The sequence below is a fragment of the Algoriphagus iocasae genome, from assembly GCF_014206875.1.
Classification (GTDB): Bacteria; Bacteroidota; Bacteroidia; order Cytophagales; family Cyclobacteriaceae; genus Algoriphagus; species Algoriphagus iocasae.
Genome location: NZ_JACIJO010000003.1, coordinates 381,781 through 407,863 on the forward strand (window position 1 = coordinate 381,781; position 26,083 = coordinate 407,863).

The following is a 26,083-nucleotide window of genomic DNA, read 5'->3' on the forward strand; positions in this document are numbered from 1 at the left end:
TGACTGATTGTAAAATCTAAGGGAATCCCGAAAGCGTATGAACAATGATCAAAGGTTAGTGGAAGGAAGTATTTTAAAATCCTTGACGACGCTCGCCTGGCCTATCATTATGGCGAATATCCTTCAGACCGCTTATCAATTGATTGATACTTTTTGGCTTGGAAGATTAGGCGCAAATGCAGTAGCTGCAGTCAGTATCAGTTTTCCAATCTTATTTCTTGTGTTGTCTCTAGGAGCAGGTTTGACCTTGGCGGGAACTGTGATCGTTTCTCAATATAAAGGGGCTGATGATCAGAAAATGATCAATTTTTCGGCCTCCCAAACAGTCATGTTGGTTTTGCTAGTTTCCATCTTATTGGCTCTTGTGGGATATTTTTCTGCCAATCCTTTAATGAGATTAATAGGTGCAGGACCAGAGATTTTTCAAGACTCGGTTACTTATTTTCAGGTTTCATCCTGGGGTTTTGTCTTCTTATTTATGTTTTTCGTTTTCCAATCTTTGATGAGAGGAATTGGTGATGTTTTGCTCCCGATGTATATCGTGTTGGGTACTGTTTTTCTGAATCTGGTTTTGGATCCGCTTTTTATTTTTGGGTTTGGATCTATTCCGGGGTATGGAGTCGCTGGAGCTGCGATAGCAAGTGTAATAACACAGGGCTTGTCTGCTGTAGCTGGACTGATGATTTTGTTTAGTGGAAAAAGAGGGATCAAGATCAATTTAAAAGACATGCGATTGAAACTTGACTGGGTTAAGAGGCTTTTTGCTTTGGGGATTCCAGCAAGTTTAGAGCAATCTTCCAGAGCTGCAGCCATGACAGTAATGGTGATGTTGGTAACAAGTTTTGGTAGTTCGGTGGTAGCTGCATATGGGATAGGGGCAAGAATCCTGAGTTTAGTGATTGTACCCGCTTTGGGGTTTGCGATAGCCACCACCTCTTTGGTTGGTCAGAATATTGGTGCTTCAAAAATCAAAAGGGCTGAAAAAATTGGCGACTTGAGCAGCAAAATTGCATTTTTTGGACTTACAGCGATTGGAATGTTGTTGTTCTTTTTTGCGGAAACATTGACTCGGTTTTTCGTCCCCAATGATCCTCAAGTAATACAGGATGGAGCGAAATTTATCCGGATAATGGCTCCGAGTTTCGGTTTACTAGGAGTTCAGCAAGTGTTAAATGGCCTTTTCAATGGAGCAAGATTTACCCAAGCTTCTATGTTGATATCAGTGTTCAGCATGTGGGTGGTCCGATTTCCAGTAGCTTTTATACTTTCCTCAAAAACAGTTTTGGGATTTGAAGGGATCTGGTGGGCATTTCCTATTTCCAATTTAATTGCTGCCATCGTCGCATTTTCTTATTACAAATCAGGTCACTGGAAACTCAGAACTATCCGAAATCGAAGACTTTGGATAGAGCAGGGGATTGGTTAAAAAAAGCCCTTGAAAGGTTCCAAGGGCTTAATAGGATTATTCTCTCTCCCAAAAAAATGGTGGCTCAATTCCTAGAGATCTAAGGTAAACATAACCTTGGCCTCTATGATGAACTTCATTTTCAATCGCATAGGCTACGAGTTCATACCCTGAGCTTTCATACTGACCAAAAGCCACAACTTTTTGTTGGAAAACTTCAAAAGGGATGTTTGGCCAAGACTGATTGATTTGTTCAGTCGCTTCATCCCATGCCTTTAGAAGATCTTCTTTTGTTTTTAGGTCTTTTTTATCCTCTTCCAGGGCTTCCCATTTTCCGGTTTCTAATCCTTTCGCAGAAGGTGCTGCAATGGCAAGCATTTCTTTGACCAATTCAGCATAGGTTCTCATTCCACCGATACTCAATTCAAATAATTCTTTTTCAGGGAATTTTTCCAATGTTCTTCTGCTCAGGCTTCTATGACCTTGCCAATGTTTTAAAAGTTGATCCTTTGTGATGATCTGACTCATAGTTTCTGTTTCCATAATGCTGTTATTTGATGTTGTTTCTGTAAAATTACCATGCCCTAGTGTCAGCCTTATGTCAGTAGGATTTTTAGATTTTGAATTTTTTTTACCTCATTTGAATAAAATTAGATAGCACACTAAGAGATGAACAGGATCGATAGACTCACAGGTATTCTTACCCACCTCCAAACCAAAAGAACCATCAAGGCAATAGAATTGGCTGATCGATTCGGAGTGAGCTTACGGACTATCTATAGAGATGTAAGAGCACTTGAGGAAACCGGTGTGCCGATCATAGGAGAAGCTGGTCAGGGGTATTCATTGGTCGATGGCTATAGATTGCCTCCAGTGATGTTTACCAAAAAAGAGGCATTGGCATTTATTGTTGCGGAGAAATTGGTGGAAAAAAATATGGATGAAGAAAGCAATACCTACTTCAAAGAAGCATTGATAAAAATAAAAGCCATTCTGAAATCTGATGAAAAGGATCTGATCGGAAGGATGGACGATTCTATTCTGGTTTTGGATTCACATCCTATTTCTTCCCAAAAAAGGCAAAGCAGAAATTTTCAGAAAGTCTTAGACGCAATTTCTGAAAGAAAGATTTTGAAGACAGTTTATTCGACTTTTGAGCCAAAAACTACTACACAAAGAACCCTGGAACCAGTCGGGATTTATCATAGCTTTTCGCAGTGGTATATGATTGCTTATTGTCATCTAAGAAAAGATTATAGAACTTTTCGCATAGACCGATTTGAAGAAATTCAAGTCAGGGAGGAAACCTATGTGCTATCAAAGCATCCTAAATTACAGCGATTTTTAGATAAGCTTAGTGAGGAGCAAAAACTTTTTCAGATTGTCATTAGAGTTCAGGAAAGAGGATTGAAATTTCTTCAGAACATGAAATACAATCTTGGCTATGTTTCGGAAAAGAAAGTTGGGATGGAGACTGAAATGATTTTTATGAACTCTTCACTAGAATGGTTTTTAAGGTCTATAATTCATATGACTGATATGCTCCGGATTGTAGAACCTGCAGAATTGAAAATCAGTCTGGAAGGTTTATTGGCCGATATCAGAAATACTCAGGATTCTTTTTGATTTCGATTTGTATTTAGCAGAATATTTGGTCTTTACGGGATTTTTCAGTCAAAAAAATCATATTTTGTACCTGGTTTTTGGATAAGGTGTAGCTACTTTTTTTGGTAGCGAGATCTTTATTAAAAGGATGGATTTTTACAGGTTTTCAGGAATTACTGCATTGAATACCCTTTTTATATCCCTGTTTCAAAAGCCTTTTTCTAAGATTATTCTTTCTATTTAATGAATTTTTATCATGTCAACATTGAAAATCAAACTCAAAGGAAATGATCATTTACCCTATTTAACGGGGGAGGATCAAGGTTTTGAATTTTATGGATTAGATCAGGCTTTTACTGTTTTTAATCCTACCAGAGGGGATGTAGAAGAACAAACTATTGTCATTGATGATGATAAAATCATCGAATTTGAATTTGATGACAACAGTGTCTGGATTGGGGATAGAGAAACTTTAGGGGAAATTTTTCCAGGTCAGTTTAAACGCTCAGCAGGTGAAGATGAACTTTTTCTACCGGATGAAATAAGTTCTGAAGATTCTGAAAGAGGGATATTCAAAAAAGTTGGCATCAAGCTTTTGAAAGTCTTTGTAAAGAAGAAAGTGATTCGACCAAAAATGCGAGAGATGGCCGGAAATCTGGAAAATAAGCAGCTCGCTTTCAAAGGCAATGATTTTAAAAAAGTCAAATATGGGATTTTATGCCATTGCCTACCTGATTTTGAATTGGAAGAGGCAAAAGACCTGGATATTTCAAAACCTCATATTTTATTCTTGCATGGCACCGGATCCTCTACCAAAAGTTCTTTTGGGGATTTAAAAGAGTCCAGTGATTGGAAGGATTTGGTTTCTTCCTATGGCGAAAAACAGATTTTGGCATTTCAGCATCGAAGTCTGACTTGCAGTCCTTTGGAAAATGTGATGGAATTAGTCAGCCAGCTGCCCGATGGAATCGAACTGGATTTGCTCAGTCAATCCAGGGGAGGCTTAGTGGCAGATGTTCTGGCAAGATTCTGTACCTCAGAAAAGGGATTTGACGATGCAGAAAGAGGGGTTTTAATCGATAATGATAGAGATCGGGACATTGAAGTTATTGAAGAGCTCAAAAAGTTGATGACTTCCAAAAAGATCAAAATCAGAAAAATGGTTCGGGTGGCAAGTCCTGCAAATGGAACTACGTTGGCTTCTAAACGATTGAATATTTTTTTAAATGTCACCTTCAACTTGGTTGGTTTAGCAACTGGACAGGCAGGAAATCCGATTTTCGTGGCATTCAAGGAAACTATCATGGAGGCAGTTTCCTGCAAAGATGATGTAGACGTTTTGCCTGGTTTGGAAGCCATGAATCCAAAGTCTCCTTTTATCAAAATACTGAATTATCAAGGATCAGATATTGTGATTGACATTCCATTATTTGTGGTGGGAGGAAGTAGCGAACTGAGTTTGAGATTCAAGAGTTTAGTGGTTTTGGTTGGGAAATTTTTCTTTTTGGATAAGAATGACCTGGTCGTTGACACTGAAAGTATGAAATGGGGTGGCGTGAGGAAGCGGGGAATAGTCAATTATTTTATTGAGAAAAGTGGCCAAATCGATCATTTTAAATATTTCTCAACCAGTCGAACACTGAAAGCAGTTATAGATGCTCTGGAAATAGAAATTGGACTGGTACCGGATGGTTTCTTGCCTCAAGAGAGATCTGGCGTTCTCGAAAGAGGTGCTTTAGGACTTGAGGGAGGAGATTATAAGCGTGAGAAAATCAGTGGAGATCGTCCTATTGCAATTGTACTTCCCGGAATTATGGGCTCCAATCTAAGGGATGATAAGATGCTCTGGATTAATTATTTCCGATTCCTAAAAGGAGATTTAAAAAATCTTGCTTACCAGGGTGGAGCAAAGGAAAAGTTAAAAGCTGATTCTCTAATTGCCACTTCTTATGAGGACCTAGGTAAGAACCTTGAGAAAACCTATGATGTCCTTACGTTTCAATTTGACTGGAGATTGCCACTTAAAGAAAGTGCCAAAATCCTAAATGAAAAGATCTCTGAACTGCTGAAATTGAACCAACCGATCAAAATTGTTGCACATAGCATGGGTGGAGTTTTAGTTAGGGATTTTATTCTTTATCATCCAGAAACCTGGCAAAAGCTTAATACATCTATCGGGTTTAGAGCTGTCTTTTTAGGCTCCCCATTAGGTGGTTCATACAGGATTCCATATGTGCTTTTTGGGAAGGACAGCATCATTCGATTGTTGGGAAAAATAGACATCAGACATTCCACCAAAGACCTGCTCAATGTATTCTGTGATTTTCCTGGGATCTTGAATCTTCTTCCCATGGGCAAGAATATTCGTCATGATTTTTCGGACAGAAGTTTCTGGGAAAGAATGAGGGCGGCATTTGGTGATGAGTCTTGGCCTATTCCTTCTAAAAAGATATTGGAGGAATTTAAGCAACATCAAGAGGTGTTTCTAAACAACTCGGACTCGATAGATTACAGCAATATCTGCTACATCGCTGGACAGAGTAGCAAGAAAAATTTCACAGTTTCGAATCTAGAAATTGAAGATGGAGAATTGGTGTTTTATGGAACCAATGCCGGAGATGAAAGTGTCACCTGGGAATCTGGAATACCTGAGCCTATCAAAAAGTCAGGCCAATACTATTACTGCAATGTGACGCACGGAGGCTTATCGAAGGATAGCAAATTGTTTGCAGCGATTGAGGATTTGCTGATTTATGGAAGTACAAACAAACTTCAAAACAGTCTTCCTAATGTGAGGGGAGAGGAGCATGATTTTGTGGCAGCAGAAACAGAAATATTCGATATCAGCGAGGAGAATGTGTTGAATACGATCATTGGGGTGGACAAAGGAGAAGAGAAATGGATAGTGGAAACCCCAATTAGAATCGGTGTCAGCCATGGAGATTTGAAATATGCCAAATACCCTGTTCTGGCTGGACATTTTGAATTTGATGCAATTTTGACCACCGAAAAAGCCATTGATAATCAATTAAATGGTGAATTGAGTAGACTCCACAGTTTGGGCTTATATCCAGGTAAAATTGGTACTAATCAGATTGTCCTTTCGGATAAAAAATCCAGAAAAGCTTTCAAAGGCGGAGTAATCGTAGGATTGGGACTTCCGGGTGAGCTATCGGCTTACCAACTGATGATATCTATCGAAAAGGGAGTCTCACGGTATTTGACTATAAGGAATCTACCTGTTCAGGATTCAGGTTCTTCTCAAGAATATGAGACTTTGGGCATATCTGTCATTGCGATAGCAAATACCTATGGTGGGCTTTCCACTGATAGTTCCATTAGAGCAATTATTTCTGGTATTCAACGAGCCAATCGAAACATAAGAGCAACGTATAAAGGAACTATCAGGGGAATTGAAGAAATAGAGGTAATAGAATTGTTTAACGATAAGGCTCTCTCTATTTTGAAATCTGTTCATCGTTTGCAATCCAATGAAAGCAGGGAATTTAATATCGTTTTTGAAGGTATTGGATTGAAGAATAAAGTGGGAAGAAGATGGAGGATTCCATATGACAACTCAAATGATTGGTGGACCAGAATCACAGTTTGTGAAAATGTCACTGATGATTCTGAGAAATTCAAAATGTCCATGGCTACTACCGGGGCAAGTGAAAAAGTAGAAGAAATAGAATCCAACAATAAAACCCTGGACATTCTTCTAAAAGACATGACTGTCAATAATCAGTATTCTCCTGAAATTGCAAAGACCATGTTTGAACTCTTGATTCCATTGAATTTTAAGGAAGAGCTCAAGCGTCAAAATAATATTTCCTGGGTGGTGGATTTGCCGTCAGCAGAATATCCATGGGAGATGATCCAAGAGGATATTAACTCCCTTCCACTCTGTATTCATTCGGGGATGGTCAGACAACTTTCTACCCAAAACTCCAGAGAGAAGATAGCCAGAGTGAAGGAAAATACTGCTTTGGTGATTGGAGATCCACTATTAGGTGGGTTTTTGTCACAACTTCCCGGGGCCAAAAAGGAAGCGGAAATTGTTAAAGGCTTATTAAAACAACAAGGTTATGAGGTTGAGAGCCTCATCAATTCCACCGCATCCAGCATATTCTTAAAACTGTTTTCAAAAAATCATAAAATCATTCACTTGGCCGGACATGGATTATTTGAGTATGGTCCAAAAAAATCCACAGGAATGGTTATTGGGAAAGAATCTTTTCTAAGTCCAGGTCAGTTAGCAGGAATGAGTGAAACTGCAGAATTGGTATTTGTCAATTGTTGTTATTTAGGTCAGATGAACAGCGAGTCAGAGGCAGAAAGCCAACAGAAAAACAAATTTGCAGCAAATATCGGAACCCAACTGATCAATAATGGTGCAAGAGCAGTTATCGTCGCAGGTTGGGCGGTGGATGATGCCGCAGCTCAGGAATTTGCCAAAGAATTTTATACCCATATGTTTGATGGATATGGCTTTGGGGAGTCTGTTAAACGTGCGAGAAAGAAGATTTTTGAAGAATTCGGACGGAGAACCAATACTTGGGGAGCTTTCCAATGCTATGGGGATCCGTTCTATACGCTAAGTGAAGGAGGGGGATCTTACTCATCTGATCTTGGATTCTTGGTAATCGAAGAAGTTGAGATAGAATTGCAGAATTTGCTTCAAAGGATGGAAGCAAACGATTATGATCCGGACTATACTTTAAAAAGAATTTTGGATTTGGAGGCTTCCGTTGAGAAAATGGGAGTACAAAATGATAAAATACTTGAACTGTCAAGCGCAATTTACAATGGTCTAAATGAATATGGAAGAGCCTTGGGATGCTTCGAAAAGCTGTTGAAATCAGAAAAATCAAAGTATTCCGTCAAAGCCCTGGAGCAATATTGTAATGTCCGGTCGAAGTTTGTCGCTAAGGAATTTCTGGAGGGAAATGTTTCTTCTAAAGAAGCTATTAAAAGCATTGATTCGGTTATCAATGATTTGAATTTGCTAAATCTCCTTCATGAGAATACTGAAAGGTTGAGTTTATTGGCGAGCGCTTATAAGAGAAGAATGCTCATTTTTGCAAATTCTGACAAAAAGGATCAATTGATAGAATCACTTGATCTTGCTGTAGCAAATTATGAAAAAGCCTCTGTAGTTAGTGGATTTAGAAATCCATATCCATTGACAAATTGGCTTTCCTTGCTCAAGTTAAAACTGATGTTTTCTGGAGATAATGGTTTAAAGAAAATCCCAATTTCTGCCCGAAAAGCCTTAGATGAAATTGTCGAAAGAGGAGAATTTAATCAGAAAAATGAAAGTGATTTTTGGGATTTGGCTACCCTTGCAACCATTGCTTTGACCAAATACCTGATTGGGATTTCCAAAATGGATATTGCGGAAGTAAAAGGAACATTTGATTCAGTATGGGAAGCAGCGGGACACAAAGGTCAGAAGATCGCAGAAATAGAAAATCTTCAAATTCTCAGTATACTATTAGAGAAAATTGATTCTGATGCTTCTAAGCAATTGAATAATAGTCTAATAGACATGATCAAATCTCTGGAAAGTAAAATCTAGAAGGAGGAATTAAGTGATTTGAAGCTAAAAAGCTCTGGAAGTCAATTTCAGAGCTTTTTTAGTGTGGAAATTTTATAAATCTGTCATTGAAGGCTCTTTTTCAGATGATCGGAATTGCGATATTTAAGAATTGAAAAAAATGTTTTTTGTAGAAAAAAATAAATTCAAATCTACCTATGAACAGTCAAAAGGAATTACTTCAAGAAATGTTGGTTCAAAATAAACTAACCAACTCATTTGCTTTGGACGGAGTCACTGATGAGAATAAAAATTTTAGGCTTACTGCTGAAGCTGCTTCCATTGGTTTTATTTATAGACACATAGGCGAAACGATGAATTTGTTTGGGTACTTTCTGGGAGTTCCTCCTGAGATTCAAAATACAACCATAGGACAGCAAGACACGGGGCAGAATTTTGAAATTGAAACCAGCAAATCCTACATTGATCTGGGGTATCAAATGCTTGAAGAGGTAATAGCAAATTCCAAAGACGAGGATTGGTTTTCACAAATTGATACACCGTTTTTTGGGACTGTTTCTAGGATGCGGCTTTTCTCGCATATTCTTTTTCATAACTCCCATCATGCCGGTCAAATTTCCTTGACCTTATCAAGAGGAAAAGCTTTTTAAACTATAGATGTTGGAAAGATTAGAAAAACAGTAGCATTTAATTGACCTTGTTTTCAGTTGGTTAAAATGTGATTTGAGGTTTTAAGATGAACTCATCATTTTTCAATCCAATTCAAAAATGAAGGGGTTTGGCTTTGACTGCATATTAAAAGTCGCTCGCTTCCTTTGATCTTAAGAGCAACTGAATTTTTAGAATACCGCTCAGTACCCAATACGAATTTTTTTTGGACTAACTCACTCCTATTGATTTTGAAGAATTGGTTCGGGGCTAGGATATGCTCTATTTCCTTCAAAGTTGTTTCCTTCATGAGGTGCTTTTTTGAGTTAGCTTCGATTGCATATACAAGTCCGGATTCAGCAGAAAAGTATGCTACTTCTTTGGTTTCTAAAAAGTAAGAGCCCCTAGGTGTAGGAATTGAAAATCTGGTTTTAAAAGTTTCCTTTGATTCAGAATTAGCGCCCAATAAATCGTGCATTTGCAGTAGCCATTGAGTTTGAATCGAAGATTGTTGGGTTAAGACCTGAAATTTTTCCCAAGCCAGTTTGAATTTATCCAAACTGAATGGTTTTAAAAGATAGGCGATTCCATTGCTTTCAAAAGCCTGCATCCAAAATTCATTATAAGCAGTGGTAAAAATGATTGGACATGGAAACTGCACTTCCTGGAATATCTCAAAGGAATTTCCGTCTCTGAGCTCAATATCAGAAATGATCAAATCAAGTGCTGGCTGAGATTGAAGGTATATTACTCCTTCTTCCACCGATTCGATTTCAGCCATTACCTTCACATCAAACTGCAATTCTTCCAAATATCTTTTCACCTTATTCCTTGCAGGAAGTTCATCCTCTAAAAGCAATATTTTGATCATTGGATAAGTGGGATTAATACAGAGAATAGATCTTTATCTTGACTGATTTGAATGGTTTCTTTACTTAAAATCCGGTATTGTTCTTTTAGATTTAAAAGGCCCCTTCCACCTTGATGTTTGGGTTTTTTAAATGGGAAAAAAGTATTTCTTACCGTCAGGTATTTTCCAAAGGTTACATGAATTTTGACAGGGTTTTCGGCAGTTCCATAATTATGAAAAATGGCGTTTTCGATCAATACCTGTAAGGTCAGAGGTGGTAATTTCCCTTTAGGGTTTTCCAAGTTTATTTTTAATTCATAAGCATCTCCATATTTTTCTCGAATGAGGTAGAAATAGTTTTCAGCGAATTCCAGTTCTTCCTCCCAGGAAACCAATTTGCTGTCATAATTTTTTAGGGCATAACGGTATAGTTCCGAAAAATTTTGAAGAAATACTGAAGCGGATTTTGGGTTTTCTTCAATGAGTTGATCCAAAATATTCAAGTTGTTAAATAAAAAATGGGGATTTAATTGCTGCTTTAGATGGGTGATTTTAGAATCCGCTAAGGCTACTTCGTAATCTTTTAACTGCTTCTGATGTGATTTGAATTGATGAAAAAGCAAGTATGCTACATAAAAACCACCATAGATAATAAAGTCGAGTACCTTTTTGATATTGTTTGAAACTTGGATTTCAGTCTGATAATTTCTTTCCCAAGTGTCAAAAGCTAGTGAAATTAATATGCTGAAGAGATTCGATAGGATCAGGTATAATAGCAGCCCTTTTCCAAAACTAACAGCAGTTCTTTTCCAAGGAATGTCAAAACTAGGACTGGATTGTAGCCAGCTAAAAGAATATTGAAGTATAAAAAAAATTATTAGAGCCTGAAGTATGGAAATGATGGCTGATTCAGGAGTGAAAATGTACCAATCAAATCGCTGTCCAGGTGATACTCTGCTTTTGATGGAATCCAGATAGGCAAATAGAAAAATTAGGCTTATAAATTCTGGACTAATTCGAAGTTTTTGAAATAGAGTTTTCATAGAAATTAAAGCAGGGGGCTATTGCCCCCAAATACTTTTTAGTTTTTTTCTGGCCAAGTGCTGGTGACATTTCCCTCTGCATCAAAAGCTTCCAATTTGGGATTATTGTCTTTATCCAAATAGAACATTGCGCGAGGCATTCCTTGATCGTCAAACAAAAATAGACCGTTGTTTTGACTTCTTGATTTTCCCAGCATAATTCTCGGTGCGCCACCAATTAATTCTTGGGCCTGATATTCAGCATATCTTGTTTTAAAAGCTTCAGGATTAGACTTTCTAAGTTCAGCAAGTTCTTTCATGATTTCCCCAGTTTTTTCTTGGGATTCCTTTGCAGGTCTATCATTAAAAACCAAAGAAGAACTTACATAACGTTCATCCCCGAGTTGAGAATCAGTAGTAAGAAGTTGCATGACTTGATCTCCATCATATTGATCAAAGGTTAACGATAAACCTGCGCTATGACCATTTTCTGTTTTCTCACCATCATAAATAAAACCACCGCACTCAATCCCGTCTTCGTTATAGAATAGCATACCAGCTCTTTTTTTACGAGTACTGTTCGTAAGCCTTCCATTGATTTTGTCCTCTCCGTTAGGGAAAAGTCCTGCATTGGTTACAATGAGTTTAACTGTGCCATCGGCTTCCACTACGTTTATTCGTTGCACATCTATAGTTTCAAATTTTTGATTTCCAGAGGATTTAAATGAGGAAAAAAATAGAAAAGATGAGCAAATAGCAGAAGTGGCGGCAAATGTTCTTAAGAAGAAAAGTTCCTTTTTCATAGTTGATTTTGTTTTAATTGATGCTCAAATGTAGAAGAGCACGAGAGGTTTAGGAACAAGAATCAAATGAGCGCAGGAAAATATCGAATGAGCTAGGAAAAGCTGAATTGAAACACTTCCAAATAGGTCTGTAATTTAAAGAAAGGTTAGTTTTTATAATGGGAAAAGGAGTTTCTACTTTAAAATTCCAGCACTTTTAGAGGGAATCAAAAGTATAAAAGTCAGTAGGTCAAACTGAGATTTAACGAAAAGAAGGTTTTGCGACTTTAATAATCTTAAACCAATGGTTTGAAAAATAAAAAAGCCTGAAGGCGTTAGCTTTCAGGCTTTAAATTTGACTGGCAGAGAGTGGGGGATTCGAACCTTTTTTTCAAAAGTGTGCAAAAATACCTCTATATTCCCAAAATAAAGGGTTTAAGCTTATTAGGATGAATGATTTGTAAGAATTTGATCACTTTTGGATGATCTTTTCGCTACTAAAATCGCTACTGAAATTTTCATTCAGTATCTTTATCTGAGAAAATTTCAGATAATGGAGGCAACAATAAGATTCATTTTAAGGCACGATTTACAAAACAAGAAAGGTGAACAGCCTTTGATGCTTGTTGTCCATTTGGGAGGGCAAAGGAAAGTGATTTCAACTGGAATTCGGTTATTGCCCGATCTGTGGTCTTCCGAAAAGCAGGAGATCGTGGATATGACAGCAAAACAAAAAGCAGCTCTCGAAAAGAAGTTTGGATCTGCCGTGCCGCCCAAAAGCTATCTTCTCCAATATCAGGATGACTTACTTGAAATCAGAAATAAAGTCAGACAAATCGAAGAAGGGTTTCGAGCGAAAGAAGAACCCTATGATCTCGATATGCTGATTGCAAAAATCAAAGAAACAAAAAAGGAGGTCATCAAAAAATCTGAGCCAGTAGAATTGGTTTATGACTTTATCGATCAATACATTCAGGAAAATGGAGTCAATAGGGTGAAGGGTAGTATGGTGGTCTATAAATCCTTGAAGAAGCATTTAAAAAATTTCCAGGAAAAGACAGGGACACCTATTCGATTTGAAAACATGGATTATTCCTTCATGCAGAGATTTCAAAATTTCCTAATTGACTGGAAAGAGGTCCACCCTAACACAGGAAACATAAAAACAATTAATAATATCACCATCGCCAAACAGTTAAGTACGCTGAAGACCTTTATGAGCTATGCAAGACGGAGAGGCATCAAGATCCATGAGGGTTACAAGGATTTTTCTGTAAAGAAAGAAAGACTTGAAGTCATAGCACTTAATCAGCAGGAATTCGATGCATTGTATGCTCTTGATGTAAGTGCAAATCCGAGGTTAAGCCAAGTCAAAGATATTTTTCTCTTTAGCTGTGTAACTGGCTATCGATTTTCTGATATACTCCAGCTCAAGAGAGAGCATATCAAGGAAAATGAAATCAGACTGACAATCACCAAGACGAAAGAACCATCGATTGTTCCTCTTACCAGAATTTCTCGGGAGATTCTGAAAAAGTATGAGGAAAGAGTTCTTCCACTTCCTATGATCTCAAACCAAAAGTTTAATGATTACGTCAAGGAATTATGCGAATTGGCGGGGATTAAAGATCCTGTTGAGATAGTAAGGTATAGAGGAGCCGTAAGGGAATCCAAAATTTACCCCAAGCATGAACTTGTCAGCGCTCATACCGGCAGAAAAACATTTGTTACCCTATCTCTTGCCAAAGGAATTCCGGCTGAAGTGGTCATGAAGATCACCGGCCACTCCGATTACAAAAGTTTCAAGCGATACGTCCAGGTCGATGAGTCAAGGAAAAGAGATGCCATGAGTCAGGCCTGGGACTAAACCAACTACTGATGAAAAAATTTGAATCAGATCTTTCACTTGGCCAATACAAGGCAAAAGAATCATTCTGGTATTTTGATGAGCTCTCTGAGGAAGAACGCATTTTGGCCTACCGATTAGGTTGGCAGATTTTTGATGGCCATAAAATGTTCTTCGAAGATTTTTTAGCCTTTCATAAAAGGAGAGGGTATCTGCTCCAAGGTCTTGGTTACCTCATTGCGGTAGTTTTGCTCATATCGGTATTATTTATTGTTTTGGTTCACCCGTCTACTCTAAAGTATGCCTTTGGATTATTCGTATTGGCGGGCTCAATTATGACTTTCATCGTGATCATGGGAAAGGCCAGAAAGAATCTACGGGAGACAAGTCGATTTTTTGATTACATCGATCCTCTGACCAAGCCATATAATTATAAGGAGTTCCTCAATCTGGATTTGAATGATTTCGCAGGAGCTGAGATTTTTTATTCTAACCTTAGAAAAGGTATCGATTATCAAGAAGAGCAGATTGAGCTCGTGGAGTATGACAAAACCATCTCCCTTCTTGCCATCGATTTCCTCCTTGGGAGTCCAGGCTCATTAAATGATTTGAAGCAAAAAGCGCTGCAACAGGATCCGGAATTAACCAGCGGAGGATTTGACAAGGTAATCTCAAGTGTGATTGGCGGAACCGACAGGGGAATCCGCGATTATTTTTCTAAGATTTCCCATGATATCCTGACTACAAAAGACCTAACCGGTAAAAGGAAAGAACAACTTTTTAAAGTCAGAGAAATTTTCGTGAAAGCTAGCTTGAAACGAAAAGTGGCCGCTATCGACGATTTTATAAGTAATCGTTCAGATTTGTAATCTTATTATTTTTTTTGGATAGTATCCCACTAACTATCCAAGGTCATTTTTGGGCAGATTCGGCCAGAAACAAATTTTCAGCCGATCATGAACAATGTCATCTTAAGTCCCATCGACAAAGGGCAACTCATCAATGAAATAGCGGAAGCTATCGTCAACAAATTATCCAAGGTTTCAAATCCTGCTATCCCTGAAGAAGAATTCATCAAGATCCCCGAAGTGATGAAGCTCCTGGGTAGATCCCGAACCACCATTAATAATTGGAGAAAAGAAGGATTCCTGAAGGAACACATGATCAACAGCAGTGTGTACTTCAAGAAATCAGAGGTCCTTAATGCTGGTCGACAGCGAAACCCCAGAAAAAAATAAAGCGAGCCCTTTCGAACTCGCCCAATTCTTTTGTGGATTCAGTATCCTGTTTGACGACTTAAAGATACTGTTTCTGCATTCTTTATCAAACCCTTACATGCAGAAATATGACTTCAATAAATCATAGTACAAATTCCAATGATCCAAATTCCGGTGACTTTCTAATCATCAAATCCGCCAACGAATGGATGGATGAAGCCAAGACCAAACCTATTCCAAAAAAGATCTTTGGTCCGTTTTGGTATGAGGAAGAGCTATGCATTCTCTTCGCTGATACCAATCAAGGTAAGTCTTTACTTGCTGTCCAAATCATCGACAGTGTATCCAAAGGAGTACCAACCCTAGGGTTGGAGATGGAACTGAAAGCGTCCAAAGTCATCTACTTTGACCTGGAACTGACGGCCAAGCAATTTGAAATGAGATATGCTCAATACGATAAGGAAAAGGATATACTTTTTGATCATTTCGAATTCAGTGACCTTTTCCTGAGAGCAGAAATCAATCCCTACGGATTTGATGAGGCTTTTGAAGAGTATGAAAGCTTTCTTTTTAAAGAGATAGAGGTTCAAGCCTCCAAGTCCGGCGCTAAAATCCTCGTAATAGATAATCTGTCTTGTGTGATTTCAGATAATGAGAAGGCAAGGAATACCACTCCATTTTTAATAAGGCTCAACAATCTGAAAAAGATTCATGGGTGGTCGATTTTGCTCATTGCCCATACTCCAAAGAGGAACCTGTTTGCACCGATCAATAGAAACGATATCCAAGGCAGCAAGAGCTTTATTAATCTGATTGATTCTTGTTTCGCTGTAGGAGAAAGTCAAAAAGACCCTTCCATTAAATACTTGAAACAAATAAAAGTCAGGTATGGTGCTTTTAAATATCCCTCCGAAAATGTCCTAGTCTGTAAAATCGGCAAAGACTCAAATTTCAGTTCGTTTAGGTTTATCCAGTTTGGAAAAGAGTCCGATCATTTAAAGCAGTTGAATCCAGTCGATAAATCTCAAATGAAGACCAAGGCCTTGGAACTCAAAAATGAGGGCCATACCAATGTGAAGATAGCTCAGGAACTCGGAGTGTCAGAAGGAGCTGTGAGGAAATGGCTCAAGCAACTTGAGTTAGACGAGTAAGCTCAATCGTAAAAATCGAACTGTACGAGGGGTACGAGGTGTGCGAATCGTACGATTTCCACTTACCACTACCCCTCTTTTTCTTTTTGCAGGTAATCCGACAATTCACGACAAAAGGAAAGATAAGACTCCTTTAAATCAATAAGATGTATTATTTATGTATAGATGTATTTATATAAAAATGTAAATATTATGAACTACTCTGAAGTAAAACAAGCGGCTGCCAGAATCAAACAGGAATTCCCTGTGCTGGATTATTTCCATAGCCTGGTCAGATCAGGATTTCTGAAATTCGAAGGCATCCACGGGAAAGAATATTTTTTTGGTTTCCTGGAACAGCGGACTGGCTCGATTGCCGTAGATGACAAAGCGAATGTGTGGTATGATCATGCCGCAGGAAAGGGCGGAGACGTTATCGCAGCAGTCCAGGAATTTGAAAACAAAACCTTCTTCGAGTCAGTGGAAAGCCTCTCCGGTACTGTTCCGGTTAGAGAATTTCTTCCCAGACAAAAACCAGAGATCGGTCCAAAGATAGTGGTGGAGAAAGTTTCCGAGATCAGCCATGATGCACTTATCCAATACATTCGAGGCAGGGGTATTGATCTTCAGGATATTGCTCCTTTCGGTAAAGAGGTGCATTGGCGGAATAAGGGAAAGCGATATTTCGCAGTGGGTTTTCCAAATGAATCGGGTGGATGGGTACTTCGATCCTCTATTTTTAAGGGGAACATTCTTGGAGGAGGTACTTCAATTCGAATCCTTGGGACTGTTAAAGGCATCAAAGTTTTTGAAGGCTGGTTTGACTTTCTGAGTTATCTGAAGCTTTCTAGAGCTACAGATTTCAAAGCCATTATTCTGAATAGTACTGCCAATCTCAGTTTTCGCTTAATTCTGGATGTTTTGGAAGAGTGTGAAGTAGTTGATCTCTATTTGGATAATGATGTTACGGGAGAGAAGTGTACAATTAATTTTATTAGAGTAGCCCAGCTATTCCGTTATTGCCTTCAAAAAGGATCACCTACCGATTGGGATTTGGAGGCATTGAGGGGGAGTAGGGACAAAATTGGAATTCTCCTTTCCAATATGAAAATCATTCCTTCAGAAGCGATGGAAATCTGGAAGATCCAAACGAATGTTTCTGATCAAAGATGTCACTTTTCTGGTTTTGAGGATGTTAATGCATTTTTGGTGGGTGGGGTTCACAAGTGACAATATTCGGTCTGGGGGTTAAAGTGGAATACTTTGGAGTCTCGTCAATACAAAAGCTAATTGGGATCAACTTCAAATGTTATATAAAGGTAAATCTGAAGTCAGGCCATCTGAAAGAAAAGTTGCAGTACCAGTTAGAATCATGAATACGCAATCCGTCCAGGCACTGGCAGATTTGGAGCAGAAATTAATTCTTAAAGCCTATAGCCCATCTACAGTAAAGAACTATTGATCATCATTAACTCAATTTTTATCTTTTTTTGAAAGTCGAAATATTAAGGATGTGACAAAGGAAGAAATAGAAGCCTTTGTCTATCATCAGATCACCAAATATAAAATTTCAGAAAGTGCGCAAAATACGTTGATAAACGCGATTAAGGCGTATTATGAACACGTGCTGGGTAGAGAACGGACTATTTATGATATCCAACGACCTAAGAAAAGCCTAACGCTGCCCAATGTACTCAGTCAGGAAGAGATCAAAGCAATCCTTTGCAGTGTGGAGAATATAAAGCACCGAGCTGTATTGATGCTTATTTACAGTGCTGGATTAAGAATAAGTGAAGCTATCAACCTTTCGTCGGAATATCTAAACCTAAGAAAACGAGATATTCATTCTGATGATGGTTACATTTTCATCAAGGGAGGAAAAGGAAAAAAAGATAGGAAAACTGTGCTTTCACCAATTCTGCTAGTAATGCTTAGAGAGTATTACAAAGCTTATAAGCCCAGTTATTGGCTATTTGAAGGGCAGGAAGGAGGTCAGTATTCAGCGACAAGCATTCAAGCCGTTTTTCGAAGAGCAATAAAGAATAGCAATTCAAACCCTTGGGCGACTGTACACACTTTGCGTCACAGTTTTGCAACTCATCTACTTCAAAAGGGGACAAATTTGCGTTATGTGCAAGCTCTCCTTGGTCATGAAAGTAGTAAGACCACTGAAATATATACGCATGTGCTATCGATATCAAATAAAAATATTCAAAGTCCACTTGATGGGATCGACGAAATCCTTAATTTGGTCACAGCAGATCCCTAAAGACCTGTGGACAATGGTGATATATAGGCAATAGGGAAGTGGTGATGCTGTAACCAAAAAGTATTATAGCTAATAATGAAAACTCATGGAAGGAAAACAAACAGCATTATTTGACGAGAGATTCCTCGAATCATTTACTGGTACTGGAATAGTGAGTGAACCAAAGATTGCTATAATAGAGCTAATTGCAAATTCTTGGGATGCAGGTGCCTCTAAAGTGGAAATCAAATGGCCTAACGAATCAGACAATTCTTTCTTCATCAGAGATAATGGACATGGGATGTCTGAATCCGAATTTGATAAACGTTTTAGAAAATTGGCATATAATAGGCAAAGAGATCAGGGTATTTATGCTGAAATACCTAGAGAAAACTCATTTATTTCAAAACGACTTGCTTTTGGAAAAAACGGCAAAGGACGATTTGCAGGGTTTTGTTTTGGTCCGTCTTTCTTTGTTAAAACATGGAAAAAGAATAATGAAGTTACTGTAAAAGTATTTAAAGGGAATGAAGGCGAAATATTCTTCCAGAAAATAGATAGTAAAGAAGGAGTAACTGGACATGGAACAATGGTTTATGCAGATAATGCCAAAATTCCCATAATCTCGGCTAATTTAATCAAAAGAGAGATTGGTATGAGATTCCTTACTGACCCAAATTTCGAAGTTGCAATTGATGGAGAAAAAATAACCTTTCTAGATATACCAGAGAAAAATATTAAGGAGTTTATTCTAACCGTGGAAGGTTTTGGAGAAGTTAAACTAATTGCAATCGATACTTTATCAACTGACAAAACTACCCATCAACATGGCATTGCATGGCATGTGAATGGGAGGTTAGTTGGTGAGTGTTCGTGGAAAGGAACTGGTATGGATCATCTTATTGACGGAAGACGTATAGAAGCCAAAAGATTTATCTTTATCGTTTTGGCAGATATTTTAAATTCCGAAAAAAACATACATCCGGATTGGTCTGGATTTAAATCAAATAGTGACGAATTTCAATCAGTAAATGAGGTTGTACTCAACAAGGTTAAAGATTTTGTTTTGGATATTTCTAAAGAAAAACGTAAAGAAACTTTTTATGACATCAAATCACAAAATAATCAAACTCTTAAAAGGATTGGGCTAATTGGTCAAACAAAATGGAATTCGTTTATAACTCAAGTGCAGGAGGAATGCCCATCAATTAATGAAACAGAACTTGCAAAGCTTGGGACAATCCTAGCCAATTTGGAGGAATCACAATCTCAATTCAGCCTTATACACGCTCTATATGAACTTGATCCAAATCAACTGGATAATCTCAATGAGATTCTAGAAGAATGGAATGTGGATCTTGCAAAAATAGTTTTGGATGAACTTCAATTTAGGCTAAAATTATTGGAGCAGTTAAAAATCAAAGTACTTTCAAAGGATACTGATGAGGTTCAGGAGTTGCAACCTTTATTCAAAAAGGGCCTATGGATTTTTGGACCCGAATACGAAACTATCGAATACACCTCAAATCAAGGAATGACATCAGTAATACAAAATTTATACGGAGGAATAGAGAAAGGCTCAAGAAAAAGACCAGATTTCGCAATTTTAAGTGACAGTACAGTAGGTCTCTACTCATATCCTAAATATGATGATGAAGGCGGTGAAATTGGCGTAGATAGACTTACGATAGTGGAATTAAAAAAGCCAGGTGTTCCCCTTAGTTCAGAGCAAAAAAGTCAAGCATGGGGATATGTGAAGGAGTTAACAAAAAAAGGATATGTCACTCCTGAAAATAAAATAACATGTTTCGTTCTCGGTTCGGAAATTGATCCACTTGAAGCTCAGGAAACGCATCAAGGGGGAACTAAAATAATTCCTTTACTTTACGATACTGTAGTAAAACGGGCTAACAGCCGATTACTAAATCTTTATGACAAAGTAAAAAATTCACCATTTCTCGAAAATGTAAGACTGGAAGAAGAGCTTAACGGTCAAATGAACTTATTAGAAAATTAATAGGCCATAACAATTTGTAGAAATTAGAGCCTTTCATTGCTACAGCACAACCAAAACTACGATTCTTACATTGACGTTATTTTTTAAATGAAAAGAGCAATAATACTTGGAGCAGGGGCTTCTAAAAGCTATAACAAATCTAAAACAGGTGTGAAAATGCCTGTTGCATTAGACTTTTTTGAAACCTTTAGAAAACTTGAAATTTCAGAAAATCCTTGGGTATTAATTGGACATTTAATTAACTATATATCTGATAGAGATAAAGTTGATGCACTCCAATTTTTGAATTTTTCTGAAGATATCGAATTACTGCATTCTGAAATTCAAAAAAAATTGTACAAGGCTTTACATCGTGGAAATATTTTTAGACACCCAGATGGTATTCAACAATTAAAGGCTTATAATGAATTGATATTTCTTTTTGTAAGTGTAATAAATGAAATTCAGAATGGTGATGAATCTTTAACTCATAAAAATTTAGCTAAACAACTTTCTACGAGAGACTCAATCATAACTTTTAATTGGGATACTTTGATGGACAGAGCTTTAATGAAAGAAACTGATTGGAATAGTGGAAATGGATATTTTGTACAGCCTTCTGCCGTTTTCAGGGATGATTGGATTTATAATGATGATCAATCTATTGAACGAAATTTCCCGAAGTTGTTAAAACTTCACGGTTCTAGTAATTGGATTACAAGTCATATTATACCTAGCAAAGAAGGCAAATTTGAATTAAGCCAGGAAACTAATGTAGAAGACTTCTATGTCTTCGAACGAGCAACTAAACCATATGCAACCTATGCTGGTAGATACATGTCTGGATATGAAGAGTTCTCATATGGCTATTATCCACCAAATCTTCCCTTGATAGGTAAACCTGCTCCTGAAGGTTATACAATAGTAAAAAGCAGAATTAAAAACCCTTTGATGCCTGAAGGAAAATCGAATGATAAAGGTTTGTATTCTATGCCATTAATAATTCCCCCGGTAAAAAATAAAGAATACGATTTATTTGGAACATTATTTACTCGAGTTTGGGCTGAAGCACAAAGAGAAATTGAAAACGCAGAGGAAATCTATATAATAGGATATTCATTTCCTGTAACTGATATTAGAACTGATCAATTGTTTAAATCGGCATTTCTCAAACGGAAAACATTTCCAAAGATTATTATCCATAATCCCAACCCGGATTTGATCTTTGAAAGATTCACATTTGATTATGGCATACCCTCATCTTACATCATCGTCAAAAAGGAATACTTTGATGAAACCTTTAAATTTGAATAAAAACTGTTCATTTAATAAAAAATAAATAATAAAAAACTTGTAACACCACCTATGCCGCTCCACTTAGGGATAATACTCATAGCCAAAAGTTGTGCTGCATACAAGGATAGCTGACTGAAAAATTATTACCACTGCAGGAAATTGAAGATTCTCTATAAATATCGCCCACTTTCAGAATTTCTTTTTAAGGAACTTTACTATCAAGAGTTGTACTTCGCTTCCTACTTCGAATTGAATGACCCGCTTGATTTGTCGGCTCGGATTGAATTTAGTTGTGAGAAATCCGAGCAAGTAGAATATCTGATTTATTTTCTTTTTAAGTCAACCCTATCGCTCAATGATGCCTTAACTGACAAAAAAAGGAAGAACGACAAAAACCTACTTGCATTCAATGACAACAGAACAAAGGTTGCAGAATTTCAGCAAACGGTTTTTGAATATATAAACCAGCTAAAAGATGAAAAAGAAAGAGTTTGGGATATTGATATTAAAAGCATTATTGATTCCGCATCAAAGAAACACAATCTAGAATTCCAATTTGATTCAGAGAATTTCAAAAGCGTACTTAAACGTATATCGTCAAAATTTCTTGAAAATAGTTATGCTACTTGCTTTTCAGAAAGCAATGATGATTTTTTAATGTGGTCGCACTATTCCAGCAAGCATTCAGGAATCTGTTTAGAGTTTGCGTTAGAAAATTCAGGTCTTTTCCCTTACATCGGGAAAGCTCGAAGGAAATTAGATTGCAAAAAATACAAAGAAAGACTATCCAAATGGGATTTAGAAACCCACGTGTATTGGGACAGAATTAAAAAAGTTAATTATGAGAGCGAACAGCCGTTTATAAATTTTTTCGAGTTTTCACAAGTTTTTGAAAATGAACACGATTGTGATTTGATAGGTCTTTCAAAACCTTGGACACATCATTTTGCTCATCAATTAGAATGGGTTTTCTCTACCAAAACTGCACCGTGGAAATATGAAAAGGAATGGAGAGCGATTCATATAAACTTTGGAAATCCCCAAGAACCAGAAGAAAGAATCCGACATTATCCACTTGAAAGTCTGAAAGCTATCTATTTTGGTATGCGAACTCCAGAAAACGTAAAGAAGAGAATCTTTCACATTTTTGATAAGTAAGCAAAAGAACTACAATACTTTGAATGTAAACCGACAAACGGGAAAGACCTAGAATTTATTGAATGGGAATATTATGAATAATATGCCAACGCATGGAGAGAAAAAGAAACGGCCCGACCCTTCGCATTTTTAAGAAGAGTTGTCATCCGAATTGCCCCAAGCATTTGGCACATGCCATAGCCGCGCCAGACTATAAATAGTAGGCAGTGTGAATTCGAGATAGGTCAGTAATATCATCCATACCCTAAGTATATTATACTTATAAAGTTCAGCCTGGCCAGCAATAAAGCACCTTATTTTATTCGCTATTAGTTTTGGTCAACAGTAAAATTCTTTACAAAACATTATCTTTACAAAAAACAAAATGACAATGGATTTGCTCAAAATATCAAAAGCACTGGCTGATGCCACGCGGTTCAAAATTCTAAAGATACTCATGGCAAAAGGAGAAATCAGTTGCAGTGAATTGGAAGGCCACTTTACGCTTTCTCAACCTACCATTTCACACCACTCTAAAATACTGTTTGATTGCGGACTTATCCATGCAAAAAAGGATGGACAACATTCGCTTTTATCGGTAAATAAGAAGTTGTTAGAAAAATACCTCACATCCCTTAAAGAAGAATTGGTCAAGTAATTTTTTTTATTCAATATATAGATATATTTCAATATATCTTTTAATTTTGATTAAGTTTGTGAAAACATCTACCAACTAATTTAAAAACAAAAAATTATGATATTAATTACAGGAGCCAACGGGCATTTAGGGGCGGCCACTATCGAATCTTTATTGAAAAAAAATCCTAAAACCCCAATTAGGGCATTGGTAAGAACCGAAGAAAAAGGAGCTCCATTCAAAAAAAAAGGAGTGGATATTGCCATAGGAGATTACTTTAATTATGATTCATTGCTTGCGGCTATGCGGGGGGTAGATGTCCTTTTACTGGTTTCATCAAGTTCCATAACCGGACGTTATGAGCAGCATTCTAATGCCATAAAAGCGGCAAAAGAGAGTGGCATAAAGCATATCGTTTACACCAGTGTGCTGAAATCTTCCCCTGATTCCAAATTCAGTGGAGGTATGGATCACGTAAAAACAGAAGCAGAGATTAAAGCATCAGGAATTCCTTATACCATTATGGGAAATACCTATTATGCTGATTTTCTACCGATGTTGTTAGGAGATTTTACCAATACAGGAGCTATTTATTACAGTGCTGGTGATGCAAGGGTAAATTTTGCGTCACGAAATGATATGGCAGAGGCCAATGCAGTTGTACTTTCCAACCCTTCTGCCCATCAGAATAAAGTGTATAATATCACCGCATTAAAAGCATATACCTTTACAGAGATAGCTGTTATGCTTTCGGATATTGTAAATGCCCCTGTAAACTATGTAGATATTCCACTGGAAGATTTGAAAAAGGGCATGCTGCAACATGGTTTGCCGGAAAATGTTACGGGTATGATGGCAAGTATTGCCGAGACCATGAAAGCCGGGGAGTTTGATTATGCCGATGATACATTAAAGAAATTAATTGGTCATCCTCCTCTTGATTTAAAGGATTTTCTAAAAAGTGTATATGGCACAAAATCCTTGTAGGATAAATAAAACCTTAAATAGTAGAAATTCATAAATGAAACCAATATGGGAAAATTAGAAAACAAAGTTGCAATCATTACAGGTGGTGCCGGCAGTATCGGCCTGATTACCGCCAAACTTTTTTTACAAAACGGTGCGAAAATAATGCTTGTTGACGTAAATGAGGATTCGTTGAAAAATGCTGCAACAGAATTACAATCACCAAATGTTGATTATTGCGTAGCAGATGTTACCCAAAGTTCTGATGTTGAAAAATATGCACAGAAAACAGTAGATAAATTTGGCAAAATAGATGTGTTCTTCAATAATGCAGGGATCGAAGGGGTGGTAAAGCCAATTACAGAATACCCGGAGGAAAATTTTGATAAAGTTATTGCTGTCAATGTGAAAGGGGTTTGGTTGGGCATGAAGCATGTGTTACCAAGAATGAATGACGGAGGAAGTGTTATCATTACATCTTCCGTAGCAGGGCTTATTGGCATCTCAGGAATGACCGCCTATAATGCAAGTAAACACGCCACCATTGGTATTATGCGAGCCACAGCACAGGAGGCTGCCCCACGAAAAATCAGGGTAAATACAGTTAATCCGGGGACCGTTGATAACCGGATGATGCGTTCTCTGGAAGAAGGAATGGCTCCAGGACATGCAGAGGCAATAAAAGCGGAATTTATAAAAGGTATTCCCTTGGGAAGGTATGTTCAGCCCGAAGAAGTAGCCAATGTAGTTTTGTATTTAGCTTCTGACGATAGCCAATTTATAACTGCAACCATTAATGTGGTAGATGGAGGAATGGCGGCATATTAGATTCTCTGTTTATTCAACATCGGCACTTACATAGTTATCTGCTCTAAAACCGAATTTATTTATACACGAAAAAATATCAAACCATGAACATCAAAGAAAAAATCGAAGACCTAATCAAGCTAATGCTGTCGGGCAAACAAATGGATGCTTTTGAAAAGTATTATCATGAAGATGTAGTAATGCAGGAAAACTCCAAACCCCCAATGGTTGGCAAATCAGCCAACAGGGAAAGGGAAATTCAAGGGATGCAGATGATTGAAACGTTTCACGGAGCAGAAGTAAAAGCAGTTGCCGTGGGCGACAATGTGACTATGGTAGAATGGGAATTTGATGTCACCTACAAAGGCGCGCCCCGCATGAAAATGTGCCAGGTGGCCGTGCAAAAATGGAAGGACGGCCAAATTATTCATGAACGTTTTTATTATTCAACTAACTAAAATCAAAACAAGAGCAATTTCACTCGATCAAGCCATTGCCTTTATGTCATCGTTTAATGAAAATAATGGAAGCAACCCTTCCAATGAAAAATATATTCCCGGAACCTGCAATATGGGGAGAGAGGAAATCAAAAGGCGAAAAGCAAGTGGATGGACAGGGTTGGTACTAACGGTAATTACCATTTCTCTCTTATTATGGTTCAGTGCACCTCACTGGATGCGACTTGTAGTTTTCATTCCGGCAGTAATGGGAGCAACAGGATTCATACAGGCGTACAATAAGTTCTGCGTGTATTTCGGATTTGGGCACATGTTCAATTTAGGAGAGGTGGGGAAAACAGATACCATCGATCAAAAAGAATTCAGGGTGAAAGACAGAGCAAGAGCCTGGCAATTGCTTGCCTATGCTTTTGGTACAGGATTGATTATTACTGTAATCGTTTATCTCCTGCCCTGATTTTGATCGGATATAAACC

General features: G+C 37.6%; 23 protein-coding genes and 1 pseudogene. 20 read left to right on the forward strand and 4 right to left on the reverse strand.

The features are described 5' to 3' along the window. Nucleotides 1-37: 37 nt before the first annotated feature. Nucleotides 38-1,426 carry an MATE family efflux transporter gene (locus FHS59_RS15875; protein ID WP_184496400.1) on the forward strand — a complete coding sequence of 463 codons (1,389 nt, stop codon included), beginning with the start codon at nucleotides 38-40 and terminating at the stop codon, nucleotides 1,424-1,426. 36 nt (nucleotides 1,427-1,462) lie between these two features. Here FHS59_RS15875 and FHS59_RS15880 read toward each other — a convergent pair whose 3' ends face one another. Further along, nucleotides 1,463-1,948: a DinB family protein gene (locus tag FHS59_RS15880; RefSeq protein WP_184496401.1), complete on the reverse strand. Its 486-nt coding sequence runs from the start codon at nucleotides 1,946-1,948 to the stop codon at nucleotides 1,463-1,465. A 126-nt stretch (nucleotides 1,949-2,074) separates the two neighbouring features. Between FHS59_RS15880 and FHS59_RS15885 the strand changes: the two genes are divergently transcribed. The 3 genes from FHS59_RS15885 to FHS59_RS15895 all read left to right on the forward strand — a co-directional run bounded on the left by FHS59_RS15885 (nucleotide 2,075) and on the right by FHS59_RS15895 (nucleotide 9,217). Then, on the forward strand, nucleotides 2,075-3,031 hold the full coding sequence (locus FHS59_RS15885) for a helix-turn-helix transcriptional regulator (RefSeq protein ID WP_184496402.1): 957 nt from the start codon (nucleotides 2,075-2,077) through the stop codon (nucleotides 3,029-3,031). A 235-nt stretch (nucleotides 3,032-3,266) separates the two neighbouring features. Continuing rightward, the gene (locus tag FHS59_RS15890) at nucleotides 3,267-8,588 is read left to right on the forward strand and encodes a CHAT domain-containing protein (protein WP_184496403.1); all 5,322 of its coding nucleotides are present in this window, start codon (nucleotides 3,267-3,269) and stop codon (nucleotides 8,586-8,588) included. 176 nt (nucleotides 8,589-8,764) lie between these two features. After that, nucleotides 8,765-9,217 (forward strand): DinB family protein, encoded by a 453-nt coding sequence (locus FHS59_RS15895; protein WP_184496404.1) that lies wholly within the window; start codon nucleotides 8,765-8,767, stop codon nucleotides 9,215-9,217. A 95-nt stretch (nucleotides 9,218-9,312) separates the two neighbouring features. On the opposite strand, the gene FHS59_RS15900 is transcribed toward FHS59_RS15895, so the two are convergent. Genes FHS59_RS15900 through FHS59_RS15910 form a run of 3 tightly spaced genes read right to left on the reverse strand, consistent with a single transcriptional unit; the run spans nucleotide 9,313 to nucleotide 11,890 of the window. Then, entirely contained in the window at nucleotides 9,313-10,086 is a 774-nt protein-coding gene (locus tag FHS59_RS15900; RefSeq protein WP_184496405.1) for a LytR/AlgR family response regulator transcription factor, read from the reverse strand. Beyond that, nucleotides 10,083-11,108, reverse strand: coding sequence for a sensor histidine kinase (locus tag FHS59_RS15905; protein WP_184496406.1), 1,026 nt, complete (start codon nucleotides 11,106-11,108; stop codon nucleotides 10,083-10,085). The genes FHS59_RS15900 and FHS59_RS15905 overlap by 4 nt, the downstream gene beginning before the upstream one ends. A gap of 38 nt (nucleotides 11,109-11,146) precedes the next feature. After that, a complete protein-coding gene (locus FHS59_RS15910) occupies nucleotides 11,147-11,890 on the reverse strand; it encodes a hypothetical protein (protein ID WP_184496407.1) in 744 nt (247 codons plus the stop codon). A gap of 532 nt (nucleotides 11,891-12,422) precedes the next feature. On the opposite strand from FHS59_RS15910, the gene FHS59_RS15915 reads away from it, so the two are divergent. From FHS59_RS15915 to FHS59_RS15985, 16 genes and pseudogenes are all read left to right on the forward strand, one after another. Next, nucleotides 12,423-13,736 (forward strand): site-specific integrase, encoded by a 1,314-nt coding sequence (locus tag FHS59_RS15915; protein ID WP_184496408.1) that lies wholly within the window; start codon nucleotides 12,423-12,425, stop codon nucleotides 13,734-13,736. A gap of 11 nt (nucleotides 13,737-13,747) precedes the next feature. After that, nucleotides 13,748-14,584, forward strand: a complete 837-nt coding sequence (locus FHS59_RS15920; RefSeq protein WP_184496409.1) for a hypothetical protein — start codon at nucleotides 13,748-13,750, stop codon at nucleotides 14,582-14,584. Nucleotides 14,585-14,671: 87 nt separating this feature from the next. Beyond that, nucleotides 14,672-14,953 carry a helix-turn-helix domain-containing protein gene (locus FHS59_RS15925; RefSeq protein ID WP_184496410.1) on the forward strand — a complete coding sequence of 94 codons (282 nt, stop codon included), beginning with the start codon at nucleotides 14,672-14,674 and terminating at the stop codon, nucleotides 14,951-14,953. Between the two features lie 107 nt (nucleotides 14,954-15,060). After that, complete coding sequence (locus FHS59_RS15930; RefSeq protein WP_184496411.1) at nucleotides 15,061-16,083, forward strand: AAA family ATPase; 1,023 nt, start codon at nucleotides 15,061-15,063, stop codon at nucleotides 16,081-16,083. A gap of 192 nt (nucleotides 16,084-16,275) precedes the next feature. Beyond that, entirely contained in the window at nucleotides 16,276-17,292 is a 1,017-nt protein-coding gene (locus FHS59_RS15935) for a toprim domain-containing protein (protein ID WP_184496412.1), read from the forward strand. 76 nt (nucleotides 17,293-17,368) lie between these two features. After that, nucleotides 17,369-17,524, forward strand: a complete 156-nt coding sequence (locus FHS59_RS15940) for a hypothetical protein (RefSeq protein WP_184496413.1) — start codon at nucleotides 17,369-17,371, stop codon at nucleotides 17,522-17,524. 18 nt (nucleotides 17,525-17,542) lie between these two features. Continuing rightward, nucleotides 17,543-17,689 (forward strand): annotated as a pseudogene (locus FHS59_RS23455) (phage integrase N-terminal SAM-like domain-containing protein); the annotation flags it as partial. After that, a complete protein-coding gene (locus FHS59_RS15945; RefSeq protein ID WP_255590697.1) occupies nucleotides 17,687-18,331 on the forward strand; it encodes a tyrosine-type recombinase/integrase in 645 nt (214 codons plus the stop codon). The pseudogene FHS59_RS23455 and the gene FHS59_RS15945, both read left to right, overlap by 3 nt. A gap of 85 nt (nucleotides 18,332-18,416) precedes the next feature. Next, nucleotides 18,417-20,327 carry an ATP-binding protein gene (locus tag FHS59_RS15950; protein ID WP_103923795.1) on the forward strand — a complete coding sequence of 637 codons (1,911 nt, stop codon included), beginning with the start codon at nucleotides 18,417-18,419 and terminating at the stop codon, nucleotides 20,325-20,327. An 87-nt stretch (nucleotides 20,328-20,414) separates the two neighbouring features. Continuing rightward, complete coding sequence (locus tag FHS59_RS15955) at nucleotides 20,415-21,620, forward strand: SIR2 family protein (protein WP_103923796.1); 1,206 nt, start codon at nucleotides 20,415-20,417, stop codon at nucleotides 21,618-21,620. Nucleotides 21,621-21,761: 141 nt separating this feature from the next. Next, nucleotides 21,762-22,760 (forward strand): DUF2971 domain-containing protein, encoded by a 999-nt coding sequence (locus tag FHS59_RS15960; RefSeq protein WP_103923797.1) that lies wholly within the window; start codon nucleotides 21,762-21,764, stop codon nucleotides 22,758-22,760. A gap of 370 nt (nucleotides 22,761-23,130) precedes the next feature. Continuing rightward, the gene (locus tag FHS59_RS15965) at nucleotides 23,131-23,397 is read left to right on the forward strand and encodes an ArsR/SmtB family transcription factor (RefSeq protein ID WP_160111209.1); all 267 of its coding nucleotides are present in this window, start codon (nucleotides 23,131-23,133) and stop codon (nucleotides 23,395-23,397) included. Between the two features lie 96 nt (nucleotides 23,398-23,493). Further along, nucleotides 23,494-24,363: an SDR family oxidoreductase gene (locus FHS59_RS15970; RefSeq protein WP_014773254.1), complete on the forward strand. Its 870-nt coding sequence runs from the start codon at nucleotides 23,494-23,496 to the stop codon at nucleotides 24,361-24,363. A gap of 45 nt (nucleotides 24,364-24,408) precedes the next feature. Then, nucleotides 24,409-25,170, forward strand: coding sequence for an SDR family NAD(P)-dependent oxidoreductase (locus tag FHS59_RS15975; RefSeq protein WP_144605546.1), 762 nt, complete (start codon nucleotides 24,409-24,411; stop codon nucleotides 25,168-25,170). An 83-nt stretch (nucleotides 25,171-25,253) separates the two neighbouring features. Continuing rightward, nucleotides 25,254-25,607: a nuclear transport factor 2 family protein gene (locus FHS59_RS15980; protein ID WP_014773255.1), complete on the forward strand. Its 354-nt coding sequence runs from the start codon at nucleotides 25,254-25,256 to the stop codon at nucleotides 25,605-25,607. Then, complete coding sequence (locus tag FHS59_RS15985; RefSeq protein ID WP_014773256.1) at nucleotides 25,579-26,064, forward strand: hypothetical protein; 486 nt, start codon at nucleotides 25,579-25,581, stop codon at nucleotides 26,062-26,064. Before FHS59_RS15980 ends, FHS59_RS15985 begins: the two co-directional genes overlap by 29 nt. Nucleotides 26,065-26,083 lie beyond the last annotated feature (19 nt).

Bases quoted from the DNA above. Each gene is read 5' to 3' on its own strand.
- FHS59_RS15875 (WP_184496400.1), top strand. From the start codon at position 38: ATGAACAATGATCAAAGGTTAGTGGAAGGAAGTATTTTAAAATCCTTG.
- FHS59_RS15880 (WP_184496401.1), bottom strand. From the start codon at position 1,948: ATGGAAACAGAAACTATGAGTCAGATCATCACAAAGGATCAACTTTTA.
- FHS59_RS15885 (WP_184496402.1), top strand. From the start codon at position 2,075: ATGAACAGGATCGATAGACTCACAGGTATTCTTACCCACCTCCAAACC.
- FHS59_RS15890 (WP_184496403.1), top strand. From the start codon at position 3,267: ATGTCAACATTGAAAATCAAACTCAAAGGAAATGATCATTTACCCTAT.
- FHS59_RS15895 (WP_184496404.1), top strand. From the start codon at position 8,765: ATGAACAGTCAAAAGGAATTACTTCAAGAAATGTTGGTTCAAAATAAA.
- FHS59_RS15900 (WP_184496405.1), bottom strand. From the start codon at position 10,086: ATGATCAAAATATTGCTTTTAGAGGATGAACTTCCTGCAAGGAATAAG.
- FHS59_RS15905 (WP_184496406.1), bottom strand. From the start codon at position 11,108: ATGAAAACTCTATTTCAAAAACTTCGAATTAGTCCAGAATTTATAAGC.
- FHS59_RS15910 (WP_184496407.1), bottom strand. From the start codon at position 11,890: ATGAAAAAGGAACTTTTCTTCTTAAGAACATTTGCCGCCACTTCTGCT.
- FHS59_RS15915 (WP_184496408.1), top strand. From the start codon at position 12,423: ATGGAGGCAACAATAAGATTCATTTTAAGGCACGATTTACAAAACAAG.
- FHS59_RS15920 (WP_184496409.1), top strand. From the start codon at position 13,748: ATGAAAAAATTTGAATCAGATCTTTCACTTGGCCAATACAAGGCAAAA.
- FHS59_RS15925 (WP_184496410.1), top strand. From the start codon at position 14,672: ATGAACAATGTCATCTTAAGTCCCATCGACAAAGGGCAACTCATCAAT.
- FHS59_RS15930 (WP_184496411.1), top strand. From the start codon at position 15,061: ATGACTTCAATAAATCATAGTACAAATTCCAATGATCCAAATTCCGGT.
- FHS59_RS15935 (WP_184496412.1), top strand. From the start codon at position 16,276: ATGAACTACTCTGAAGTAAAACAAGCGGCTGCCAGAATCAAACAGGAA.
- FHS59_RS15940 (WP_184496413.1), top strand. From the start codon at position 17,369: ATGTTATATAAAGGTAAATCTGAAGTCAGGCCATCTGAAAGAAAAGTT.
- FHS59_RS15950 (WP_103923795.1), top strand. From the start codon at position 18,417: ATGGAAGGAAAACAAACAGCATTATTTGACGAGAGATTCCTCGAATCA.
- FHS59_RS15955 (WP_103923796.1), top strand. From the start codon at position 20,415: ATGAAAAGAGCAATAATACTTGGAGCAGGGGCTTCTAAAAGCTATAAC.
- FHS59_RS15965 (WP_160111209.1), top strand. From the start codon at position 23,131: ATGGATTTGCTCAAAATATCAAAAGCACTGGCTGATGCCACGCGGTTC.
- FHS59_RS15970 (WP_014773254.1), top strand. From the start codon at position 23,494: ATGATATTAATTACAGGAGCCAACGGGCATTTAGGGGCGGCCACTATC.
- FHS59_RS15975 (WP_144605546.1), top strand. From the start codon at position 24,409: ATGGGAAAATTAGAAAACAAAGTTGCAATCATTACAGGTGGTGCCGGC.
- FHS59_RS15980 (WP_014773255.1), top strand. From the start codon at position 25,254: ATGAACATCAAAGAAAAAATCGAAGACCTAATCAAGCTAATGCTGTCG.
- FHS59_RS15985 (WP_014773256.1), top strand. From the start codon at position 25,579: ATGAACGTTTTTATTATTCAACTAACTAAAATCAAAACAAGAGCAATT.